The organism is Desulfitobacterium elongatum (assembly GCF_055378975.1).
In genome coordinates this window covers 2,903,140-2,924,687 of record NZ_AP038772.1, presented here as the reverse complement: position 1 = coordinate 2,924,687, position 21,548 = coordinate 2,903,140, and the positions used below count along the sequence as shown (strand labels likewise).

General features: G+C 43.8%; 21 protein-coding genes, 1 pseudogene and 1 riboswitch. Of the genes and pseudogenes, 19 read left to right on the top strand and 3 right to left on the bottom strand.

The features are described 5' to 3' along the window. Nucleotides 1–16 precede the first annotated feature (16 nt). The 13 genes and pseudogenes from ureG (at nucleotide 17) to ACZ42W_RS13560 (ending at nucleotide 14,810) form a co-directional block, all read left to right on the top strand. The gene (gene ureG, locus ACZ42W_RS13620; protein ID WP_464171003.1) at nucleotides 17–628 is read left to right on the top strand and encodes an urease accessory protein UreG; all 612 of its coding nucleotides are present in this window, start codon (nucleotides 17–19) and stop codon (nucleotides 626–628) included. Nucleotide 629: 1 nt separating this feature from the next. Next, nucleotides 630–1,454: an urease accessory protein UreD gene (locus ACZ42W_RS13615; protein ID WP_464165893.1), complete on the top strand. Its 825-nt coding sequence runs from the start codon at nucleotides 630–632 to the stop codon at nucleotides 1,452–1,454. A 291-nt stretch (nucleotides 1,455–1,745) separates the two neighbouring features. Next, complete coding sequence (locus tag ACZ42W_RS13610; RefSeq protein ID WP_464165892.1) at nucleotides 1,746–2,108, top strand: YccF domain-containing protein; 363 nt, start codon at nucleotides 1,746–1,748, stop codon at nucleotides 2,106–2,108. A 63-nt stretch (nucleotides 2,109–2,171) separates the two neighbouring features. After that, nucleotides 2,172–2,945 carry an ABC transporter ATP-binding protein gene (locus ACZ42W_RS13605; RefSeq protein WP_464165891.1) on the top strand — a complete coding sequence of 258 codons (774 nt, stop codon included), beginning with the start codon at nucleotides 2,172–2,174 and terminating at the stop codon, nucleotides 2,943–2,945. A 4-nt stretch (nucleotides 2,946–2,949) separates the two neighbouring features. After that, a complete protein-coding gene (locus tag ACZ42W_RS13600) occupies nucleotides 2,950–4,824 on the top strand; it encodes a putative ABC transporter permease subunit (protein ID WP_464165890.1) in 1,875 nt (624 codons plus the stop codon). A 114-nt stretch (nucleotides 4,825–4,938) separates the two neighbouring features. After that, a pseudogene (locus tag ACZ42W_RS13595) lies at nucleotides 4,939–5,044 on the top strand (methyl-accepting chemotaxis protein); the annotation flags it as partial. Nucleotides 5,045–5,384: 340 nt separating this feature from the next. Next, a riboswitch (cobalamin riboswitch) is annotated at nucleotides 5,385–5,555 on the top strand. A 168-nt stretch (nucleotides 5,556–5,723) separates the two neighbouring features. After that, a complete protein-coding gene (purF, locus tag ACZ42W_RS13590) occupies nucleotides 5,724–7,139 on the top strand; it encodes an amidophosphoribosyltransferase (protein WP_464165889.1) in 1,416 nt (471 codons plus the stop codon). A gap of 30 nt (nucleotides 7,140–7,169) precedes the next feature. Beyond that, a complete protein-coding gene (gene thiC, locus ACZ42W_RS13585; protein ID WP_464165888.1) occupies nucleotides 7,170–8,468 on the top strand; it encodes a phosphomethylpyrimidine synthase ThiC in 1,299 nt (432 codons plus the stop codon). A 21-nt stretch (nucleotides 8,469–8,489) separates the two neighbouring features. Next, a complete protein-coding gene (bzaB, locus tag ACZ42W_RS13580) occupies nucleotides 8,490–9,776 on the top strand; it encodes a B12 lower ligand biosynthesis ThiC-like protein BzaB (protein ID WP_464165887.1) in 1,287 nt (428 codons plus the stop codon). Beyond that, nucleotides 9,773–11,332 (top strand): DUF2284 domain-containing protein, encoded by a 1,560-nt coding sequence (locus ACZ42W_RS13575; RefSeq protein WP_464165886.1) that lies wholly within the window; start codon nucleotides 9,773–9,775, stop codon nucleotides 11,330–11,332. The genes bzaB and ACZ42W_RS13575 overlap by 4 nt, the downstream gene beginning before the upstream one ends. A gap of 5 nt (nucleotides 11,333–11,337) precedes the next feature. Continuing rightward, the gene (gene bzaD / locus ACZ42W_RS13570) at nucleotides 11,338–12,672 is read left to right on the top strand and encodes a B12 lower ligand biosynthesis radical SAM protein BzaD (protein WP_464165885.1); all 1,335 of its coding nucleotides are present in this window, start codon (nucleotides 11,338–11,340) and stop codon (nucleotides 12,670–12,672) included. A 1-nt stretch (nucleotide 12,673) separates the two neighbouring features. After that, nucleotides 12,674–14,173 (top strand): B12-binding domain-containing radical SAM protein, encoded by a 1,500-nt coding sequence (locus ACZ42W_RS13565; protein WP_464165884.1) that lies wholly within the window; start codon nucleotides 12,674–12,676, stop codon nucleotides 14,171–14,173. A gap of 181 nt (nucleotides 14,174–14,354) precedes the next feature. Further along, nucleotides 14,355–14,810 (top strand): N-acetylmuramoyl-L-alanine amidase, encoded by a 456-nt coding sequence (locus tag ACZ42W_RS13560; RefSeq protein WP_464165883.1) that lies wholly within the window; start codon nucleotides 14,355–14,357, stop codon nucleotides 14,808–14,810. Between the two features lie 51 nt (nucleotides 14,811–14,861). Here ACZ42W_RS13560 and ACZ42W_RS13555 read toward each other — a convergent pair whose 3' ends face one another. Beyond that, complete coding sequence (locus ACZ42W_RS13555; protein WP_464165882.1) at nucleotides 14,862–15,611, bottom strand: MBL fold metallo-hydrolase; 750 nt, start codon at nucleotides 15,609–15,611, stop codon at nucleotides 14,862–14,864. 133 nt (nucleotides 15,612–15,744) lie between these two features. Then, nucleotides 15,745–16,359, bottom strand: coding sequence for a DUF2238 domain-containing protein (locus ACZ42W_RS13550; protein WP_464165881.1), 615 nt, complete (start codon nucleotides 16,357–16,359; stop codon nucleotides 15,745–15,747). A 431-nt stretch (nucleotides 16,360–16,790) separates the two neighbouring features. Between ACZ42W_RS13550 and ACZ42W_RS13545 the strand changes: the two genes are divergently transcribed. From ACZ42W_RS13545 to ACZ42W_RS13520, 6 genes are all read left to right on the top strand, one after another. Continuing rightward, nucleotides 16,791–17,261 (top strand): ribonuclease domain-containing protein, encoded by a 471-nt coding sequence (locus ACZ42W_RS13545; RefSeq protein WP_464165880.1) that lies wholly within the window; start codon nucleotides 16,791–16,793, stop codon nucleotides 17,259–17,261. Between the two features lie 15 nt (nucleotides 17,262–17,276). Further along, nucleotides 17,277–17,549 carry a barstar family protein gene (locus ACZ42W_RS13540; RefSeq protein ID WP_464165879.1) on the top strand — a complete coding sequence of 91 codons (273 nt, stop codon included), beginning with the start codon at nucleotides 17,277–17,279 and terminating at the stop codon, nucleotides 17,547–17,549. A 94-nt stretch (nucleotides 17,550–17,643) separates the two neighbouring features. After that, entirely contained in the window at nucleotides 17,644–17,985 is a 342-nt protein-coding gene (locus ACZ42W_RS13535; RefSeq protein ID WP_464165878.1) for a thioredoxin family protein, read from the top strand. After that, entirely contained in the window at nucleotides 17,982–19,112 is a 1,131-nt protein-coding gene (locus ACZ42W_RS13530) for an acyltransferase family protein (protein WP_464165877.1), read from the top strand. Before ACZ42W_RS13535 ends, ACZ42W_RS13530 begins: the two co-directional genes overlap by 4 nt. A 119-nt stretch (nucleotides 19,113–19,231) precedes the next feature. After that, on the top strand, nucleotides 19,232–19,426 hold the full coding sequence (locus tag ACZ42W_RS13525) for an SHOCT domain-containing protein (RefSeq protein WP_464165876.1): 195 nt from the start codon (nucleotides 19,232–19,234) through the stop codon (nucleotides 19,424–19,426). A 17-nt stretch (nucleotides 19,427–19,443) separates the two neighbouring features. Continuing rightward, entirely contained in the window at nucleotides 19,444–19,722 is a 279-nt protein-coding gene (locus ACZ42W_RS13520; protein ID WP_464165875.1) for an SHOCT domain-containing protein, read from the top strand. A 99-nt stretch (nucleotides 19,723–19,821) separates the two neighbouring features. On the opposite strand, the gene ACZ42W_RS13515 is transcribed toward ACZ42W_RS13520, so the two are convergent. Beyond that, nucleotides 19,822–21,402, bottom strand: a complete 1,581-nt coding sequence (locus ACZ42W_RS13515; RefSeq protein ID WP_464165874.1) for a hypothetical protein — start codon at nucleotides 21,400–21,402, stop codon at nucleotides 19,822–19,824. Nucleotides 21,403–21,548: the final 146 nt, after the last annotated feature.

Sequence of the window (21,548 nt, the reverse complement as noted above, 5' to 3'; positions counted from 1 at the left end):
GAAAAGAGGAACCATGATGAAGCCAATAAAAATTGGAGTAGGGGGTCCAGTAGGGGCCGGAAAGACAATGCTCGTCGAAAAGTTAACTCGCGCCATGAAGGATCAGTACAGCATGGCGGTCGTTACGAATGATATTTACACAAAAGAAGATGCCAAATTCTTAATGGAAAATGGTGTGTTAGCAGCTGACCGTATTATTGGTGTGGAAACGGGGGGCTGTCCTCATACCGCTATCCGAGAAGACGCTTCGATGAACTTTGCGGCGGTTGACGAATTAACAAGGCGTCACCCCGATGTACAGATTATTTTTGTCGAAAGTGGTGGAGATAATCTCGCAGCCACCTTTAGTCCTGAGTTAGCAGACTTTTCGATATACATCATCGATGTCGCACAAGGAGAGAAAATCCCGCGTAAGGGCGGTCAAGGAATGATAAAATCGGATCTATTTGTCATTAATAAAATCGACTTGGCTCCTTATGTGGGAGCAAATCTCAAGGTAATGGAAGCGGATACGAATAAATTCAGAGGGAATAAGCCCTTTATTTTTACGAATTTAAAAGACGATACAGGTCTTCAGTACGTTGTGGATTGGATCAAAAAGAATGTTCTCTTGGAAGGGCTAGGCTAGAATGGAACAATGGACGGGTTACCTGCAATTGGCGGCAGAAAAGAAACGAGGAAAGACCGTCGCCGAAGACCTTTATTTTTATGGAGCCTTTAAAATGATGAGTCCGTTCTATCTACAAAATGACGCACAGGCCTGCTATTACATCATGAATCCTGGGGGCGGCTATGTGGATGGAGATCGATATAAAATCGAAATCCAGTTATCCAAGCAGGCTGAGTTATTGCTAACCACCCAATCGGCGACGAAAATCTATAAAACTCCGAACAGACCTGTTTTCCAGGAAGTTAATATTACGCTAACTGAGGGTAGTATATTAGAGTATCTGCCGGATCCAATTATCGGCTATCGGAATTCAAGGTATAAGCAAAAAACTGTCGTACATATGGAACAAGGGACTTGTTATATTACGACAGATATTATAACCTCCGGATGGGATTCAGAAGGAACACTGTTTTCCTACGACCTACTCGATTTAAATACTGAAGTCTATTTAGGGGAGAGTTTGGTCGTAGCAGATCATATGAGGCTGACACCTAGGAGTCAAAGTATACGTGAGATCGGCCTTTTAGAGGGGTATACCCATTTTGGAACGATGTTGGTCATAGGCGATAGGGCAGATGCTGATTTCTTATCAAGGTTAGGAGATTTACTAGAAAGTAAGGAGTTAACGTCCAAATATGGGTTATCTCTGCTTTCTGTATCGGGCTTCTCTCTGCGTGTTTTAGCTCATACCACGCAAGACGTTGAGAAAGTCTTCAATCTATGCCACACCCTAATTCGAAGGGAATGGTTTGGTAAACCTCCTGTGTTTCTTCGAAAATATTAGTTAAGATAAAGAGGTCATTTGGACCTCTTTTTTGTTGTGCTTTTCCTCCGAGCACGAGCTTTACTACACGGACTTAAACGAATAAAGAGTTTGATTGGGGAAAAAGGGATCACTCGAGAAGAACTCAAAGAGAGAATCTGCCGATGGTTGAAGGACTTGGCGAGAACACATAGAATTTAATTATATAATCATGATAAAGGATATGACGCATTAAGGTAAGTCATAATCTATTGTACGTCGGTTTGTCCTAAATGGGCGCTGCGTCTTGATTAAGATCTAAGGAGGAAGATCATGAATTTTATTGGGAATTTGATTTGGCTAATCTTTGGGGGAATTCTTGCAGCTATTGCATGGTCCTTAGCAGGTCTTATATTATGTATCACGATTATTGGCATACCCTTTGGCCTTCAATGTTTCAAGATAGCCCAGTTTGTATTATGGCCCTTTGGAAAAGACATAGAACTTGGCCATTTTGGAGTCGGTGATTTACTGATGAATATCCTATGGCTTATCGTATTTGGATGGGAATTGGCTTTGAGTCATCTTGCTATCGGGGTAATCTTCTGCCTAACGATTATTGGTATACCTTTCGGACTTCAGCACTTTAAATTTGCTATGTTGGGGCTTATACCTTTTGGAGCGAAAATTCGATAGAGTAAGAGCCTTAAGAAAGAGCCTATCAAGTAACCATAGGGAACCGAAAAGGGGGCATTATTTATGGATCGTGTCCTGATTAGGACGCAGCAACTCACTAAAAGATATGGGCAAGTCTCGGTGGTTAAAGGACTTAACCTCGAGGTCAAGAGCGGAGAAATCTTCGGGTTTCTAGGACCGAATGGTGCAGGCAAAACAACCACCATCAAAATGTTAACTGGCCTAATGGAGCCCAGTGAAGGAGAAGCCGTTATCTGCGGCTACGATATCAGCAAACAGCCCACTCAAGCCAAGTCTTTGATGGCCTACGTGCCTGATCAGCCTAAATTATATGGTAAGCTTTCGGCACGGGAATTTTTACAGCTTATCGCCTCCCTTTATCGGATGCCTAAAGAGAGCATCGAGGAACGGTCGGAACAGCTCTTGAGTTTGTTTGGTCTCTCAGACCGAGCAGATGAGCTATTGGAGGGTTACTCCCACGGCATGCGTCAAAAGGTGGTGTTGGCGTCAGCACTCATCCATCAGCCCAAAGTCATCCTTCTCGATGAACCTACGGTCGGTTTGGATCCTGCTAGTGCTCGCCTTTTAAAGGACGTGTTGCAGGAGATGGCTCGGCAGGGGGCGGCCATTTTTATCTCGACCCATATCTTGGAGATTGCAGAAAGAATGTGCCACCGTGTCGCTATTCTCAAAGAAGGACAGCTGATTGCTCAGGGTAGTCCTGAGGAACTGCGTCAGAAGGTTGGGCACGGTGGAGAAAGCTTGGAAGATATCTTCCTGGAACTCACAGGCGGTCACGAAAATGCCGAGTTAATCAATAGTCTGGGGGAGGGATAAACCCGTGCACATCATTTTACCTCCTCCCCTTACTGATCCACCGCAGGAACAATCCTTTGTCCAAGATTTTAAGTTGTTACTGAGAAACCAACTGCGAGTAGCTTGGAATAAGATGAGACATCGGCCGAAGGGTGCGTTAATCGGAATGGTAGTCCTTTTGTTGGGATTGCTCTCCCTCTTAGTTTCCTTAGGCTTTTCTGCCTATGGGTCTTTGAAAACGATGTCACCCCAAACGGTCCAAGGGTTCCTTTCCCTGTTATTCATGGGTGGCTTGATCAGCCAGATCATTTTTGGCATTACGGCAGCCTTTGCTGCCCTTTATATGTCCGAGGATTTAGAGCTTCTATTCATGGCACCCGTCCCCCTCAAGGTCGTTTTTGCCGTAAAATCTCTGTCAGTGATCGGAAGTAACGTATTGACAGCACTTTTATTTGTCTTCTTACCGGGAGTTTTTTGTGGGCTATTTTTTCAAGCGGGAGCCACCTTCTACCTTTTGGTTTTCTTGGTGGGTCTTGGGCTATTGGCGATAGGTACCGCTGTAGCTGAACTCCTCAACCTGCTGGTGATGCGTCTTGTCCCGCCACATCGGAGTAAGGAAGCCGTTGGCTTTATCGGGGCTTTGGCAGGCATTCTGATTGCCTTGGTTTTTCAGCTTCCGAGCATGGTGATAAATAATGAAGATAAGTTAAACATAGGCGTTTGGCTAGCAGGCCAAGAACAGATGCTCAAAGTGATGGACTTCTTCCCCTGGGGATGGGGCTCAGAAGCTTTAATTGCAGGGATTTCAGGGAACTTCCTCGCCGGACTTGGCTGGAGCCTCTTGATCTTCTTCGTGGGCGCTTTCCTGTTTATGATGGCTTTCAAGCTTGTTGAACGGGGATTCCGCCAGGGCTTCATATCACTGAGTCAAGGAGAAGGGGGTAGACGTCGTAAAAAACGGGTTACCGTCGTGCAAGGGGAAGAGCATCGCCTGCAGGGAAAGGCTTTATCTTCACTATTTAAGGAAGAGGTCATCGGTGTAGGCTCTCCTTGGCTGGGAATGTGGGCAGTGGCTAAGAAAGATTTACTTTATATGAAGCGTGACACCCGGGAATGGTTTGGCTATTTGACGCCCTTGATTATCATGCTCTTCTTTGTGGCCCAATTCATGTTTTCCCATGCCGATTCAAGCCGCACTTCCTTAATAACCGTATTGATTATGTACACCGTCATGTTCAGCGGTAACATGGCTTTGCAATCATTCGGTCGCGAAGGAGAATCTGACTGGCTATTAAATAGCGTTCCCCTTGCGGGATGGCCAGTGGTCTGGGGGAAATTGCTAGCAGCCGTTCTTCCGACGTTGTTATTAATGGAAGTCTTGTTAGTCGGGACATCCTATGCAATCGGTATGTCTACTACCTTGATTTTTGCTCTGGCGATAGGGGCGGTGCTTCTCTCCCTGGGGTCAAGCGCGATCGGACTCTTTTACTCCATTAATAACTGCCGCTATAATCCAGACACTCCCCAACAGCGTATTTCACCCGGAGCTTCCCTATTTATGTATCTTATTAACTTGTTTTTTATCCTCTTATTAGCAGTGGGCATCGTCTATCTTTTTCGACCGGCAGAGCTGGTCTCTCTTCTTCAGGAACTCCCGCCGATAACCTTCGAAGGTGGGTTTCTGTCAGCTATCCTTTATGTTTTGTATCTCTTGAGCCGACCCTTGTTGTGGCCGACAACGTTACGGATTCTGATGGGAACCATCGTGACTGGCGGCGTATGGGCAGTGATGTTTCTTGGATTTATGGCCGCTACAGTTCGGCAGAGCCGAAAAGGCTTCCGAGTAGAAATCGTCACAGGTCGAAAGAAGAAGCTCGGGAAAAGACGAGTGAGTAAATAAACGTAGTGTGAGTTTAGTAAACGTATGTGTGTGAGTCAGTAAACGTATAAGGATAAGATTAAGATTAAGCGGGCGTACAGCCCGCTTATCATTTTTCCAGTACCTCAAAGAGACTCTGGTATCGCCGAGCAAACGAATTTACTGGCTTTGAATGCAGCCATCGAAGCGGCACGGGCAGGAGAACAGGGACGTGGCTTTGCCGTCGTCGCTGAAGCGGTTGAAAAAATGAATACTGGAGAAAAGCAAGTGACACAGGGTAAGGAAATGTCCCATAAAGTCGAATCAGAATTTGAGACCCTTGAGCAATCCGTAATAGAGCTTGATGCCATCATGGATACGATCGCTTTATCTGCTCAAGAAGAATCGATGTCTGTAGAACAAGTCGCCACTTTAAGAAAAGAGTTTTAGGATAGGTTGACTCTATAGTGGAAAACGGAAAAGGCTTAGGAGTGCATATGACGCATGCTTAAGCCTTTTGTGGTTTTAGGATATAAATTATAGGTAAATTATATAAGAATAGTCTTGACAAGTCTGAAAAATGAGAATATTATCTAAAGTAAATTCACTATATTTTTACAGGTGCCCGAGAGGGAGAATAGGGAACCGGGTGGAATTCCCGGACGGACCCGCCACTGTAAAGGGGAGCCTTTGCCATTTCCACTTTGTAAGAAGGAAGGAGGCAAAAGGCCGTGAACCTGAGTCAGGAGACCTGCCTGTAAAATTGAACTGTCGGCTTCGCGTATAAGTCGGCTTGAGTGAGGATGATGGAAAAATCCGCACCCTATTAGGGTTGCGGATTTTTTTGTTATCTATTTTTTCATTAGCCTCTGGTCATTAATCGAAAAATGTTCCTCGTTCAATTTAGGTGATAAACGAAGTCACAAGGGAGGGAAGAAAAAATGTACCTTGATGAATCTAATGATAAGCCCCGAGATGAATGTGGTGTATTCGGTATCTATTCTCCTGGTGATGAGGTAGGCTTTAAAACCTATTTTGGTTTAAACGCTCTACAACACCGAGGAGAGGAAAGTGCAGGCATAGCCATCTCCGATGGGACGGAAATTCATTTACACAAAAAAATGGGGCTAGTAACAGACGTTTTTAATGAAAATCTTTTAAGCACCTTAAAAGGGGGCATAGCGATTGGTCATGTCAGGTATTCCACCTCAGGCGATAGTTCAGAGGTCAATGCTCAACCTTTATTGTACAGGAATTATAGGGGGAGTGTGGCTCTCGCTCATAACGGCAACTTAACCAATGTCTCTCTATTGAAAAAGAGATTGGAACCGACTCGTTTATCTAAGGAAATCAGTACCGATAGTGAAATATTTTTTGGATTTATGGCTAAGTACAGACAACTTCCCTTAGAGAAGATCCTAGAACTCTGTATGAGTGAAATCTCCGGTTCGTTTTCTCTAGTCGTGATGACAAAAAACAGTCTCATCGGCCTGCGGGATCCATACGGAATGCGGCCCCTCTGCCTTGGAAAATTAAAAGGAACGAAATCAGGCTATGTACTTGCTTCTGAAACCTGTGCCGTCGAAACTGTGGGCGGAGAATTTATCAGGGAAATTGAACCCGGGGAGATCGTGATTATAGACAAAAATGGAATTCATTCTATACCTACGCGCTCTAGCTCGGGTAACCGCCACCTCTGTATTTTTGAATATATCTACCTTTCTCGCTCCGACAGCGTAATTGACGGTAGAACTGTCAATTTAGTTCGTCGGGATTTTGGCAGGGAACTGGCTAAAGAATTTCCGGTGGAGGGGGACGTGGTAATTTCTGTCCCAGATTCTGGAATGGCCGTGGCGATGGGATATGCTGAAGAGCGCGGTCTGCCTTTCCGGGAAGGTTTGATCAGAAATCGCTATATGGGCAGGACCTTTATAAGGCCTGGGCAAAAAAACCGGGAGCAAGCTGTCAGAATGAAATTTAATACTATCGATGAGATACTTCAGGGTCAACGGGTAGTGATTGTAGACGATTCACTTGTGAGGGGAACTACCAGTAGTCACATCATCCGTATACTACGGGAGGCAGGGGCAAAAGAAGTCCATTTTTTAGTGGCTTCTCCACCCCTATGCTATCCCTGTTATTACGGAATCGATATTTCATCCTCTGGAGAACTCGTCGCTGCTCGCAGGTCTATCGAAGAGATTAGACTTCATATCGGGGCAGATAGTCTTCATTATCTCGATTTAGAACGAATGCTTCGAGTATTGAAGCGACCCCACGATTTTTGCACAGCCTGTTTTGACGGTGTTTACCCTGTGCAACTTTTGGGAACCGATTCAAAGGTTTCCATAATATAAGAAATAATTAAATCAAAGAGGAGGACAATTATGAGTTTATTGACTAGCGCTTTAAAGGGAATCATTACACCTGAAATGGAACAGGTGGCGTCTAGGGAAGGAGTCTCACCGGAATTTATTCGGCAAGGAGTTGCTGAGGGTACGATTGTTATTCCCGGTAATATCAACCATAAGAATATCGTTCCGGTTGGAATTGGCAAAGGACTGCGTACGAAGGTCAGTGCCAGTATCGGTCTGTATGGAAGCGAGGCCACAATCAGTGGGGAAGTTGAAAAAATCAGAACCGCTCTAGAAGTAGGTACAGATGCCCTAATGGACCTTAGTGTCAGCGGTGATATTGATGCAATGCGCCAAGAAACCTTAAGTTCCGCTACTGTACCAGTAGGAACCCTACCCGTCTATCAAGCGATGGCTGAAGCCGTGAAAAAGTACGGCTCGAGTGTGAAAATGGGTGTTGAAGAGATGTTTGAGGTTATCGAACGCCATGCGGCAGAAGGGGTTGATTTCCTCGCATTGCACTGTGGAACGACCATGGATATTGTGAAACGGGCAAAAAGCGAAGGCCGCATTGATCCCCTCGTAAGTTACGGAGGATCTCACTTAATCGGTTGGATGATCGCCAACCAATGTGAAAATCCCCTTTACGAACAATATGACCGTGTCCTGGAAATTGCCAAAAAATATAATGTGACCTTAAGTCTTGCGGATGGCATGAGGCCAGGGTGCCTAGCAGATTCCCTAGACGGAGCTCAGGTACAAGAGCTGGTGGTTTTGGGAGAACTGGTCAGGCGTGCCCGCGAGGCAGGGGTTCAAATCATGATTAAAGGCCCTGGACATATGCCCCTCGAGCATGTCAAGGCAACAGTTACTTTGCAGAAGAGCCTCTGTAAGGGCGCACCCTACTTTGTGTTCGGGCCCCTGCTAACCGATATTGCTGCCGGTTATGATCATATTAATGCAGCGATCGGCGGGGCACTGAGTGCTTGGGCTGGGGCAGAGTTTCTCTGTTATGTGACTCCAGCGGAACATATCGGGTTACCCGGTGTCAACGAGGTACGGGAGGGAGTCATCGCTGCTCGTATTGCTGCCCACGCAGGTGACTTGGCCAAAGGATTGAAGTCAGCTCATCAATGGGATTTAGAAATGTCTATCGCACGGAAAAAGCTCGACTGGAAGAGACAGTTAGAACTTGCTATTGACCCGCAAAGAGCCGCAGAGATTCGAAAAACCCGGAACAATGGTGAATCTTCAGCCTGTGCCATGTGCGGAAAGTACTGTGCGATGGAGATCGTATCGAAGTATCTAAAAACACCAAAACATAGCTGTTAATGAAGGAAAGGGTGGGATATTATGACTCAGGTTTTAAGAGCACGTAAAGGAATTATTACTGAGGAAATGGAAGCCGTCGCAGCGAAGGAAAATGTTGACGTAGAGTTTATCCGCCAAGGAGTAGCAGAAGGGAGAATCGTCATCCCCAGAAATAAAAACCGGAAGGAATTTAATTACTGTGGTATTGGAGAAGGACTGCGGATTAAAACGAATGCTCTAATCGGTACCTCAAGCGACCGTGAAGACATGAAAATGGAAGCCAGAAAGCTTGCTATAGCTGAAGAAGCCGGATGTGACAGCTTTATGGATTTAAGTACGGGATCAGATATTGACGGCATGAGAAAACAGACTCTATCCCTTGCAAATGTAGCGGTTGGCTGCACAACAATCTACCAAGCGGGGATTGAAGCGATTGAAAAATACGGAAGCGTCGTGGAGATGAAAATAGAGGAGATTCTTCAGGTAATCGAAAAACAAGCGGCTGATGGTATAGACTTTATGGCGATACACTGTGCCCTGAATTTCGACGTAATCAAAAGAATGCAGACAACCGGCAGGGTAACTGATGTCGTAAGCCGGGGTGGTTCCTTCCTTACAGGCTGGATGCTCCATAACCAGAAAGAAAATCCCCTCTATGAACATTATGATCGTGTATTAGAAATTCTGAAAGCTTATGATGTAACTCTAAGCCTCGGGGATGCCATTCGCCCCGGCAGTATTGCCGATTCACTGGACGGAGCCCAACTTCAAGGGATGATTATTCAGGGAGAGCTTACAAGGAGAGCTCAAACAGCCGGTGTTCAAGTCATGGTGGAAGGACCGGGTCATGTCCCCCTCAACCACGTAGAAGCAACGGTGAAAGTGCAAAAAAGTCTCTGTAATAATGCTCCGTACTATCTCTTAGGAACTCTTGCCACAGATGTAACTCCGGGTTATGACCATATTACTGGGGCAATCGGCGGTGCTTTGGTTGGAGCCAGTGGTGCGGACTTTTTATGCTATCTGACTCCCGCGGAACACCTCGGGTTACCAACCGAGGAAGACGTAAGAACCGGAGTCATCACAACCCGAATGGCAGCTCATATCGCAGATATTGCTCGAGGGAATAAGCAAGCATGGGAGAGAGACTTAGAAATGGCCCGGGCCCGAGTTGCCCTGGATATGGACAGGCAAATAAAGGCTGCCTTGTATCCCGATCGATTGGAGGCTGCTGCCAGAGATACCCATTCGGATCACAATTGTACAGTCTGTGGAACCGGATGTGCTGCTCAGGTTGCTGCCGAATATTTTGGGCTGGGTCGGGCATGACCGGAAAATCTTTACCTTTTCAGACCAATGATCCTCAATTGAATGGTCCACAATACCTCGAGGATTTAGCTACAGGGTATTGGTACTCTGAGGCTCTTTTCACAGCGGTGGAACTGAATATTTTTACGCTTCTGGAACCAGAAGGGAAACGTTTAAAGGAACTTGCCGAATCTTTGGATTTAGAATCAAGTGGTCTTCAGCGTTTCCTCCAAGCGTTCTGTGCCTTGGGATTACTGGATCAATACGGGGAAGTTTACTTTAACACTAGGGTTTCACAGGAGTACCTAGTCAAGGGTAAAGAGAACTACCAAGGAGAATCCATCTTATGGCGCAAACGCCTCTTTCCCAACTGGCGAAGTCTCCGCCGTTGCCTTAAGATGGGCGGCAGGGTGAGGTATACCCGAAAAGATGAGGGCCAAGAGAAAGTGGTCCGACGCATACGACAGTATGGGCGGGCGATGGACTGCGTGGCAGAAAACAAGGTCAAGGAGCTCCTGCCTTTTTTAGCTAAACTGGACTCCTTAGGGGAAATTCTAGACGTAGGCTCAGGCCCAGGAACGATTTCTATCAGGCTACTCGAACATTTTCCCGATGCCCGAGCCACTTTGATGGATATTCCTGAAGTGCTCGACTATGCCCAAGAACAGCTTGAAGTGACCGAACATAGCGACAGGTTCGAATATTGTTCAGCCAATATCCTCGAACCCTGGCCTCTAAAGAAAGAGCATTATGACCTAGTTATCCTCTCGAATATTGTCCACGCTTATGCCGAGGCTGAGATTAGAGAAGTTTTGGATCGGGCAGTCGCTTGCCTAAAACCAGACGGGCTGTTACTCATTCATGACTTTTTTCACGAACATTTTGCAGAAAAGGCGGCTCTTTTCGATATAAATATGTTCGTGAATACCTATAATGGTAAGGTCTATGAAGCCCAGTGGATAAGAGAACAACTAGGGCTACGGAATCTTTCGGTTACTGAAATGCTACCTCTTCACTCAGATACTGCTCTCATCTTTGCTGCCAAAGATGAGAACTGTTTGCAAAATCTTTGTTTGGACTCAAAAACTCAGCTCATGGCCCGAATCCAAAGACAAGGGTTTAGTAGTGTGCGCATATTCCCTGTGGAGAATATTCAGATTCCGGGATGGACTGATCTGCGCTGCCAATTTGGATGTAGCAGTTACGGTAAACCGCATTGCCCGCCGAATAGCTTATCCGCAGAAAAGACCAAGGAAATGCTCAAGGACTACACTCATGGTCTACTCTTGGAAGGAACACCACCCACGTCATCGTTTCAGCGGCTGGTGCTCAAGGCGGAGAAGGAGGCTTTTACGGCAGGGTATTATAAAGCATTTGCGCTTTGGGCAGGACCATGCACCCTCTGCGAAAAATGTAATGGGGAAAAAGGCTGCATTAATACAAAGGAGGCCCGGCCGTCTATGGAGGCATCGGGAATTGATGTTTTTTCAACCGTACAAAAAGCGGGCATTGCCCTACGCCCCTTGACAGAGGGCCGGGATTTCGTTAAGTACTTTGCGATTTTGCTTTTGGAGTGATGACGATGCGCATACTTTTGGTGCAGACCCCTTCCGTTGAAGGGGTCTCCCAAGAACGAGTTTATCCGATCGGGATTGTAACCTTGGCTACGCATTTGCAAAAAGCCGGTTTTGAAGTCGAGTTATTGGATATGAACCTTGAATCAGACCCCTTTGGTGCCTTGAAGAACAAGCTGCTGAGTGAAGGACCTGAAGCCATTGGGTTGTCATTACGCAATATCGATCCCTTAGCGAATAAGACAAGTTCCTTAGTCCCTCCCTTTGTAACGGTCGTAAAAATGGTAGCAGCCCTTCTGCCCGAAGCTTGGATCTTGGCAGGCGGAACAGGATTTTCCCTCTTTCCTGAACGACTAATGCTTGAACTACCGGAAATTGATTATGGGGTTGTTGGTGAAGGGGAAGGGACGTTTCCTCTCTTACTGGCCTCCTTAAATAATCCTCCAGCCCTCAAGGAGCTTAAGGGTCTTTGCTATAGGGAAGAAAGCGGAGTCCATGTTAATCCACCTTCTATGGATTATGATATGGGAAGTTATGTAATCCCAGCTCGGGAACTTTTATCGCCCAAGCGTTATGAGGATATTAATAGCTACGTACCAACCATCGGGATTGAGACCAAACGTGGCTGCTCTCTACATTGTACCTATTGTGTCTACCCACGACTCCAGGGTAAAAAACTGCGTTGTCGCCAACCGGCCGCAGTCGTGGATGAGATCGAATTTCTGCACAAGGAATATGGAGTTAATAACTTTCATTTTAACGATCCTGTGGTTAATATGCCCGCAGGGCATTTGGAGACGATCTGTCAGGAACTCCTTCGCCGAAAGCTTAGGATAACCTGGAGCGGTTTTTTCCGAGAGGATTATTTAGATGAAAGCAATATCCGACTCTTTGAGAAAGCCGGATGCAACTGTTTTTCTTTCTCCCCCGATGGACTCTGTGATGAGTCGCTGAAAGTACTTGGCAAGGGGCTAACCACAAATGATATCTTGAAAGCATCGGCCTTAGCGGCCCAAACGACTGTCTGTACTATGTATCATTTCATGGTCAATGTGCCCGGGGAAAACGAGCATACGATAGAAAAGGGAATACGTCTCTTTGATCGCCTTTACGAGCTTCATAGCGCGAAAAGAAATCTGGGAACCATTGTGCTGAATAATATCCGTATCTTTCCTGGAACGCCGATCGAAAAGCTTGCTCGAAAAGAAGGGATCATCCATCCAAAAGCGGACTTACTTTATCCGGTCTATTATAACCCGCAGAACTATGAAACCCTTCGTTACCGTCTGGAAACCTATCATTTACAGAAGAACGTCTTTATGTGGCAGGAAGTGAGTATGTGAAATGAAAATTCTATTACTGGAGCACCCACGAAAGATCCCTCAAGACCGGTGTAATGATATTGCCAATACTCCGCTCTCTTCGAGTCTAATCACGAGTTATCTCGCCGGAATGCTTATGAGTCAGGGCCATGAGGTAAAAGTTGTGGAGGGATACCTCGAAAAAACCTCGTATACTGAGATATCGAGGATCGTAAGTCGCTTTGCACCCGATATCCTCGGGGTCCACATCGTCTATGGTTGGGAAAATAACCAAAGCCTATTTTCCTTTCTGAAAGCTATTAAAAAAGAAGGACTACGACATATCACTGCCTATGGGTTTTATCCCACCTTTGCCTATCCAGAGATATTCCAGCAGTGCCCGGAAATTGATTCTATTATGGTCGGAGAGCCCGAACTAACCTTTGCTGAACTGGCAAAAGAGGAACTCGATCAGATTAAATTGAGCGATATAACGGGTCTGGCCTGGCAAGACAAACAAGGCAAGAGTTATGTTCAGCGTCGGGAGGTCATCGAAAACCTTGATCGATTACCTTACCCGGTTCACTCGGAGGCTATGCTTCGTCTACCGGAAATCAATATCGAAGGCAGTCGTGGCTGTTATGGGGGATGTACCTTTTGTTATATTAACCCCTACTACGGAAGGACGGGTTGTTGGCGTGGTCGAAGACCGGAAAACATTATCGCCGAGATCGATCAACTTATAGACAGATATGGACAAAAGAACTTTTATTTTGTTGATCCCAACTTCTTCGGTCCGGGCCAACACGGGCGAGAGCGAGTACTCCGACTAGCTTCCTTACTTAAAGAGAGGGGGATCCGCTTTGGAATTGAGGGGCGTGTTAACGATATTGAAGAGGAGACTCTCAGTGCCTTGGTGGAGGCTGGCTTACATCAGATTCTGATTGGGCTGGAAAGCGGAAGAAACGAATCCCTGCAGCGACTGAATAAGAGGACTACTGTTGAACAAAATGAACGGGCGATCCGGCTTCTCCGTCAATATGGGATCGAACCGAATGTAGGGTTTATTATGTTTGAACCGGATTCCTCCCTCAAAGATATCCGAACAAATTTTGAATTTTTAAAAAGAAATGATTTGCTCAAGGATTTGTCGATTACAGCTAACGTTCTGTACCATCCTCAGATTATCTTACAAGGGACAAAAGCGTATCAAAGCCTACAAGCCGAAGGACGACTAAAATTATTGTCTACCAGCTATGAAGGGACAGCAAGTTTTGCCAATCCTCAAGTTGCTTCTCTCGCTCTAATCATGAGCATGATTACCAACGATATCTTTGCCAAAATGAACGGAATTTGGAGTGGGAGAGACCCAGAACCCAAAGATGCTGATATCGTTTACCACAAATTGAACCAAACTTTAATCCGATATTTTCAAGATACTTTGTCGCAGTTAGAGAGTGGCAAACCGTTAGCAGATGGGGAAATCACAGCTCTGGTGAATCAAGCTAAAGAGGATATCGATGCGGGGGGTCATTTTCACTGATCCAACGTCCCTCCTTCTATAATTCAGTGACTATAAAAGCTGCCTTTTTGGCAGCTCTCTCGCCTCCTTTATCACAAGACATAGAGTAGGAACGTAAATAAGAGGGGAAGGGGGTTAAGGCATGGAAGAAATCCACCTCAAAGCCATAACCGTCCTAGAAGTGAGAGGAGAGGTCAAATAAATGGACTGGCAGAAAATCGTAATACATCATTCCGCGAGCCCAACCACTGTACGCCGGGGGAAAGACATCTTACCTGTAAATACCGCCATGATACGAGAGTGGCACCTCACCAAAGGGTGGAGTGATATCGGCTACCACTTTGTAATTCTACCTGATGGTCGCTGTGAAGAGGGACGCTCACTTTACAGACCAGGGGCCCATTGTGCTACTGGACATCGAAATTTTCTAGGAATCGGGATTTGCTTAGTCGGGAACTTTAGCCAAGTCGTGGAAGTCCCAGATGCACAGTTCAACGGCCTTATCGATAAGATCATGTCCCTCATGGCAGCTTACCATTTAAATCTCGAAGATATCGAGTTACATCGAGAAGTCCCTGGAGCAGCGACAGAATGCCCGGGTCAATATTTTCCTAAGGATATATTGAGGAAAGAACTTCAGGATCGGTTGAGTCTATAGTGGAAAAGGAAAAGGCATAGGAGTGCATATGAGCATTCCTATGCCTTTTCACTATTCATTTACCAATTCAGCGATCCGCTGGTTGGGATTATTGACATATAAGCCCCCATGATAGGAGATTACAGCCTTAATATCATACTGTATGAGCTTTTTCAAAGACGTTTTGGCTGAGTCCATATCACTTGAATGTTGAGGATTTGCTCCTACTAACTCACCATCGACAATGTTCATGGCGTCCCCAGTGATAAGAGTCTTACTCTGGCTGTGGTAGAGGCAGATATGGCCTGGAATATGACCGGGGGTGTGAATTACAGTAATCCCCCCACAGTAAGGTAATTCCTCTCCATCAACAAGTGTTCTATTCACTTGCGCCTTAGGTGTGTTTTCGAGCCGAGCTTTAAAGGCCTTACGCAACTCTTCTGGCAGTTCAGGTGGCAAAGCTTCCATTGCAGCCCTAATCGATTCAGGAGTAATTTTAAGTAATCGTTTATCCCCCTGAATGTAGGGCTTTTCAAGCTCATGAGCTAAGACCTCAACTTTTCGAGAAGCTTCCTCGACAATATTAGGTAAACAACCTATATGGTCAATGTCTTGATGAGTGATAATAACTCGGTTGAGTCGTTCAAGAGGGACACCAGCCTTTTGCATCTCCTGGCGGATAAGAGGCAGTTGTCCAGGATATCCTGTGTCAACTAAGATGACAGTCTCAGAATCCCAGAAAAGGGTAGGGTAAATCGTATTTTTCGCACCCATAATCACTGCTGAAATCTCCAGCATTTCTACTCCATCCGCTATTTTCATCGAGAACCTCCCCTATACTATGGTGATAGAACTAAATTATACCATAATATGGTTTCCAAAAGAAGAAATCAAGGGTGAAATTTTTGGCTTTATGATGGAGTCCTACTTTATGAAATTTATAAATAATAAGTTATTAATGTTCAGTTTTCCCTTCCCCTTCAGAGATCAATTTGAGTTCTCCTATTCCTTTAAAGTAAAGGAATAGCGCAAATAGTAAAGCCCCTAGAGTATCGAGAATGATATCCCTCATGGTATCGTCGATACCAACCCCTTGATAAAGGGTCCCAAAGCTTTGATCCATTGAATATTCATAGATTTCCCATATAGCCCCTGAAGCAACAGCAAAACAAAAGGCGAATAAAGCAACTAAAATACGTCTGAACTTAGAATCTAGCTTCTGGCCGCGATCCAGATACATAGCAATCAAAAATCCGAGATTAGCAAATATTAGCCCTGAAAAACCATGAAGCATTTTGTCCCACCACCAAAACCGGACAAAGAAATGATTTGCCGTTCCAAGGAACATGGACGCATAGAAAAAAAGTAATAAAACGCTTATGAATTCACGGGGGAATTCTAATCTAAATCGCTTTTCAATAAGGAACGGTATGGACATAAATATCAGCGTGAGAATCGACATACCGAAAGAGAGCCAGTTAATTTGATAAATCTCTTCGAATGAAGCAAGGATAATCGACGCGCTTAAAAGGATATATAGCCAAAATGTAAAACGTTTCATATTTTTCATTCCGTCTTCTCCTCGATATCATGATTTAGGTTTTGCTCAAAAACGGCGGTTCAAAAATGAGGGAAAGAACGATACTTACTGAAAGTGAGAAGATCAGCTCTGGATAATCTCAGTATTCCCAGGATTAAAGGATTAAGTCTGGGACAAAAATTAGAGAGTTTTGTTCGACCAATAAAGATGATATGCGATATAATGACCTAAAGAATACATGGGTGATAAAGGATTGTTTAACTAAGTATTACGAGCTCATAGACGATGATACACTTCCTTCGTTCATGCCAGATATCTAGTTTGAAGTAACGTTTAAAGATTATCTCCAAAATACTGACCCGTGCATGGATTGGATAGATCGATACATCCGTTGAGATCAGATTTAAACTATATTACTATGGAAGTAGTAATATTTTCTAGGAGTTTAAAGGAGAAATCGGATGAAGAAGAAAATAACTGCCTTACTTATCTTAGTTTTACTTTTAGTCCTAACGATAAGCGGTTGTAGCACTACCACTCCTCAAAAGGAGAGCAAAGTTACAGATGGTGCTAGGATCACCGTTAAAAAGATTGTAGAAAATGGGGTGTATTCAAAAACTGAAGAGGTAGCTGAATATATTCATACCTATCATAAGTTACCCTCGAATTATATCACCAAGAGTGAGGCTCTCGCGTTAGGCTGGGATAGTGACAAAGGAAACCTCTGGAAGGTTACAGATAAGAAATCAATCGGGGGAGATAAGTTTGGTAATTATGAAGGGCTACTACCGAAGAAATCTGGCCGACAGTGGTATGAGTGTGATGTGAATTATCAGGGAGGGTATCGAGGAAGCGAGCGGATTTTGTACTCTAATGATAGTTTGATCTATTATACGAACGACCACTACAAGACGTTTAAAAACCTGTATTAGATAGGGAGAATGGGTATGAGAAATATCACTCTAGATGGGAAAGAAATGACTTCCCGTAAGGCGACGCATCTGTATTTAAAACAAAAATTGAATTTTCCAGATTACTATGGTGAAAATTTAGATGCACTTTGGGATCTTTTGACGACTATAGGAAGTCCAACACAGATCCGCTTGCTGAACCCCGACCTTCTCGATAAACAATTAGGGGAGTATGGGAGTACCCTAAAGAGCGTGTTACAAGCAGCAACTCAAGAAAATAAGAATCTAAGCCTTGAGATAATGTCCTAGTGAGCGACACCTTTGCGAAAGCACCTTTTGAAAAGCGCAAGTTAATTTAGGGCCACGGAATCAAGCCCAAGGTCTTGAATAGGAGAAATAAGAAATGAGAAATGAACCTGATATTATTATTCAAACCAAAGAACAACTAGCAAAATTAATGGCAGAAGAGAAAACGTATATCCTTTACTTCAGCTCTAGAAACTGTAATGTCTGTCATGCTATTTTACCGAAACTGCTAAATCTAGTAGAGGATCACTTCATCAAGGTAGCCCAAATCAATATCGATGAGTTAGTGGAAGTTACAGGTCAATTCCTGGTTTTCACAGTACCGACGATTCTAATCATCCATGAAGGCAAAGAAATTCTGAGAGAAAGCCGATTTATTGATCTTCGGGCCGTTGAAAGGATCTTAAACCTTTTGACAAGGAATAAGGAAGAATTATGAAAATAAACGAAAACGTAAGTCCTCAAAGGATTACTCGTTTGCTGTCCATGGACGCCTTTCGAGGGATTGCCATTGCTTTAATGCTTATGGCAGATAACCCTGGAAATCCGTTACGCGTATATCCCCAACTTAGGCATGCCGCGTGGAATGGTTGGACTATAGCAGATCTAGCTTTTCCGTTCTTTATCCTCATTATGGGGACAGCGGTCCCCTTTGCGATCAATAAACGAATTGAACGAGGTGACACGGGTTTTGCCATTTTGAAGTATATATTCCTCCGGAGTATTGGCCTGTTTTTCTTGGGTCTCTTACTCAATGGTTTCCCTCTCTATGATGTGAGTGTTATTCGTATCCCGGGGGTCCTTCAACGATTAGCGATTGTTTACTTGTGCACTGGTTCGATTTATCTGTTCCTTAAAAAGCTGATGAGTCATTCTCAGCTTAAGAAGCTTTCCCTAGAATTCTCTTTGGCTTTTGGAATTATCCTGCTTTATGCCTGGATCTTTAACTTTGCTCCCGTGCCAGAACAGGGGAATCTCCTACAAAAGATTGATCTACAATTCCTCAAAGGACATCTCTATACCCCCGAGTGGGATCCGGAAGGAATTCTCGGCACATTTTCCTCCATAGCCTCAGGACTCTTTGGACTTGCCGCAGGACAAATCTTATCCCATTCGTATAAGAAAAATACCCAAGCCTATCTTACCCTTTTTGGGGGTGGGGTATTATTGCTTCTCTTAGGCACAACCTTAGATCAGTGGATTCCCATTAATAAAAATGTTTGGTCCAGTACCTATGTCTTATTCACATCAGGATTGGCCTATCTACTTGTTGCTCTGCTTTATGTCTTCATTGACTTAAGAAAGAATGTTACGCTGTTTAAGCCCTTCATCCTCTTAGGGAGTAGTCCGATCATTATTTATGTCATATCAGAACTTATCCGTAAAACGGTGTGGGTTATTCCTGTAACCTCCCAAGTTCAGGGGGGAATTATGCCGATGGATGTGTGGCTGACGACAACCTTTTTTACACCCTGGGCAGGGGCTTGGCTCGATTCCTTCTACTTTTCGCTTTTCTATGTCGCGTGGTGGGTTTCCATGATGAGTACCCATAAAAGAAAGCTATAAGACTCTTTTCGCCTTTGTTTTCATAACTAGTTCACAATCCATTCATGAGTTTTTCATAACTAAGGTGTAAGATATGTATAGATTAAATACTAAATGCCCCCTTAGAAAGGAAGATTAACATGATGTTTGGCTGGATTATTCTTCTGGTGATTGCATTCTATTTCTGGGATACAAATTATAACCGTCATACCCAAAACGATTATAAAGATAATCAGAAGAAAAACGCCGTTGAAATTTTGAAGGAGCGGTTTGCACATGGAGAGATCGATTCTGCAGAGTTTAATGAGCGTAAGCGAGTTCTAGAAAGCGAATAACACCAAAGGAGGAATTGATGATGATGGGATGGGGAAATTCAATGATGGGCGGATATGGATACGGTTATGGTTATGGTGCACATCCGTGGTTCGGATTAGGATGTATGTTGCTACAAGCGCTCTTCTTTATCGTGATAATCGTTGTATTGTATAAAGTTTTCCACTCAAAAAAATCAAAAGTACTTAAGGAAACAAAGTACGAAAACGACAATGCGCTCACTATTCTCAGAGAGCGTTATGCTAAAGGTGAAATTGATACCGAGGAATTCAACAGAAGAAAAAATGATCTTCAGTAGGGGATACCACGCATAATAATAGTCCGTACCAAGTTGAAGTGGTACGGACTAATCTGTTTTATAGGAAAATCAAGTTTTACCACGGCCCCATTGTTCAGACTAAGATAACATGCCTGCAAGTACACTTTGAAGAATTACAGGGTTATTCATGACATAATTGCCAAACCCTTTGCCTAATTCTTCTTGGATTTTCTCCATGTCTGCCTTTGTAATCGTACCTAAGTTAACGGCATTGGTTTCATTAACTGTAGGTAGGGTCATCGTCTTCCCTACTTCGTAGCCACCTTTACCACTTAAAACAAGCTTTAAATCAGGCATAGTTTGAGCATTTAAGTTTGCTTTAACAGCATAGTCGAAGTTTGCAGTTTTGTCGCTTGTCTCTTCAAGGTTAAAGGTAAATCCTCCATTGAAAGTTTGAGCTATACCTTTTTCAGTGGACTTAACGAGGATCGTTGAGTCGAATTTTTGGGCCTTATCCTTTTTAGTCGTCGTGAAGTTTACTGCTATTTCACTGTTTTTAGGATTTTCTTTACTAGTGCTTTTAGAAAGTACGGTGACAGCTCCTTTTTTACTATCGCCTTCAGGTTTTAAGGTGTAATTGAAATCGAATCTTTCATTAACTGAAGTTTCTTTATCACTGGTTTCTACGAGAACTCGGATATCTGTAGTATCGACTGTAGATTTGTTGAAGATTTTAACGATGTCTGTATCTTCGGGACTATTATTGCTTGAGGACATGTTCCTTTGAACGATATTACCGTTCTTGTCAACAATAATAAGCATTCTTAGACTATTATCTTTTTCGTCCATGTCTTTAACAAGGTTATCAGCATATTCACCGATTTCCTTTTTGATAGTTTCTTTAGATTGGGGTTTTTCAAGGGGAACTCCCGCATTTTTATAGACATTTGTGACTTTCTCATAGTGAGTGAAAATCAAATCAACCAGCTTATCATCTGATTTTAATTTTGTAGTGAAATTGGTGAGGAATTGCTCCCCTTGTTTATCATCAAAATTTACGGTGTACTGTTTGCCTTCTTCCGTACTTTTTGCCTCAACTTGCTTACGATTGATGCTGTTAGCATAAATTTTTGCATATTCTTTCCCGATAGCTTCTACTTCTGCTTTATTGACGGTTAATGCAGAGACTAGATCATTTGGATTGATATTTCTAGAAGGAATGGTTTGTCCAAGTTCTTTGTTTATTTTTTCTCTATCTGCTACATTCGCATACAGATACTTGTTGTAAAAAGCAGGAATTCCATATCCGGATTTTTCTTTGTCGGAGAAAGATTCCATCACAACGGGCTGTGCTCCAACAGGAGTGATGGTTGCTTTTACATAGTTTTGGTTATTCTTCATATCTTGAAAAGACTCAACCTCGACCTTACTCATTTTTAAGATTTGAGCAATCATTTGAATTTGCTCATTCATTTCTTTACTTTCCAAGCCTAATGTTAATTCCTGTTTGGTTGTCAAAGGAGTGTTATAAATTTCAAGAGATTTCCCTAAATCACCTTGATATGAAGTTAAAGTGGTTAGTACTGTTTCCAACCCCTTAGACTCGGCTTTTAAATATCCTAATTTAGCAGCATTTAAGTAATAGTAACCTCCGCCGACGCCTCCCAGGACTAAAACAAGAGCTAGCACGATAACGAGGAACTTTTTAGATTTTAGCAAGATGTCTCCTCCTTAATAAATTAGACGATTTACAACTTGCTCATTATAAAGTAAAGTCACTTCATTTTCTATTGGTACATACTGTAAGTGTATTTCAGATATCCAAATAACCCATCTTCTAGCTTTGGGATGATATCCCTTTCCCG

What these genes read in the sequence shown, in the direction of transcription:
- bzaD (WP_464165885.1), top strand. Translation starts at nt 11,338, where the DNA reads ATGCGCATACTTTTGGTGCAGACCCCTTCCGTTGAAGGGGTCTCCCAA.
- purF (WP_464165889.1), top strand. Translation starts at nt 5,724, where the DNA reads ATGTACCTTGATGAATCTAATGATAAGCCCCGAGATGAATGTGGTGTA.
- ACZ42W_RS13520 (WP_464165875.1), top strand. Translation starts at nt 19,444, where the DNA reads ATGATGATGGGATGGGGAAATTCAATGATGGGCGGATATGGATACGGT.
- ureG (WP_464171003.1), top strand. Translation starts at nt 17, where the DNA reads ATGAAGCCAATAAAAATTGGAGTAGGGGGTCCAGTAGGGGCCGGAAAG.
- ACZ42W_RS13545 (WP_464165880.1), top strand. Translation starts at nt 16,791, where the DNA reads ATGAAGAAGAAAATAACTGCCTTACTTATCTTAGTTTTACTTTTAGTC.
- ACZ42W_RS13555 (WP_464165882.1), bottom strand. Translation starts at nt 15,611, where the DNA reads ATGAAAATAGCGGATGGAGTAGAAATGCTGGAGATTTCAGCAGTGATT.
- ACZ42W_RS13610 (WP_464165892.1), top strand. Translation starts at nt 1,746, where the DNA reads ATGAATTTTATTGGGAATTTGATTTGGCTAATCTTTGGGGGAATTCTT.
- ACZ42W_RS13530 (WP_464165877.1), top strand. Translation starts at nt 17,982, where the DNA reads ATGAAAATAAACGAAAACGTAAGTCCTCAAAGGATTACTCGTTTGCTG.
- ACZ42W_RS13565 (WP_464165884.1), top strand. Translation starts at nt 12,674, where the DNA reads ATGAAAATTCTATTACTGGAGCACCCACGAAAGATCCCTCAAGACCGG.
- ACZ42W_RS13575 (WP_464165886.1), top strand. Translation starts at nt 9,773, where the DNA reads ATGACCGGAAAATCTTTACCTTTTCAGACCAATGATCCTCAATTGAAT.
- ACZ42W_RS13535 (WP_464165878.1), top strand. Translation starts at nt 17,644, where the DNA reads ATGAGAAATGAACCTGATATTATTATTCAAACCAAAGAACAACTAGCA.
- ACZ42W_RS13560 (WP_464165883.1), top strand. Translation starts at nt 14,355, where the DNA reads ATGGACTGGCAGAAAATCGTAATACATCATTCCGCGAGCCCAACCACT.
- bzaB (WP_464165887.1), top strand. Translation starts at nt 8,490, where the DNA reads ATGACTCAGGTTTTAAGAGCACGTAAAGGAATTATTACTGAGGAAATG.
- ACZ42W_RS13540 (WP_464165879.1), top strand. Translation starts at nt 17,277, where the DNA reads ATGAGAAATATCACTCTAGATGGGAAAGAAATGACTTCCCGTAAGGCG.
- ACZ42W_RS13525 (WP_464165876.1), top strand. Translation starts at nt 19,232, where the DNA reads ATGATGTTTGGCTGGATTATTCTTCTGGTGATTGCATTCTATTTCTGG.
- ACZ42W_RS13550 (WP_464165881.1), bottom strand. Translation starts at nt 16,359, where the DNA reads ATGAAAAATATGAAACGTTTTACATTTTGGCTATATATCCTTTTAAGC.
- ACZ42W_RS13605 (WP_464165891.1), top strand. Translation starts at nt 2,172, where the DNA reads ATGGATCGTGTCCTGATTAGGACGCAGCAACTCACTAAAAGATATGGG.
- ACZ42W_RS13615 (WP_464165893.1), top strand. Translation starts at nt 630, where the DNA reads ATGGAACAATGGACGGGTTACCTGCAATTGGCGGCAGAAAAGAAACGA.
- thiC (WP_464165888.1), top strand. Translation starts at nt 7,170, where the DNA reads ATGAGTTTATTGACTAGCGCTTTAAAGGGAATCATTACACCTGAAATG.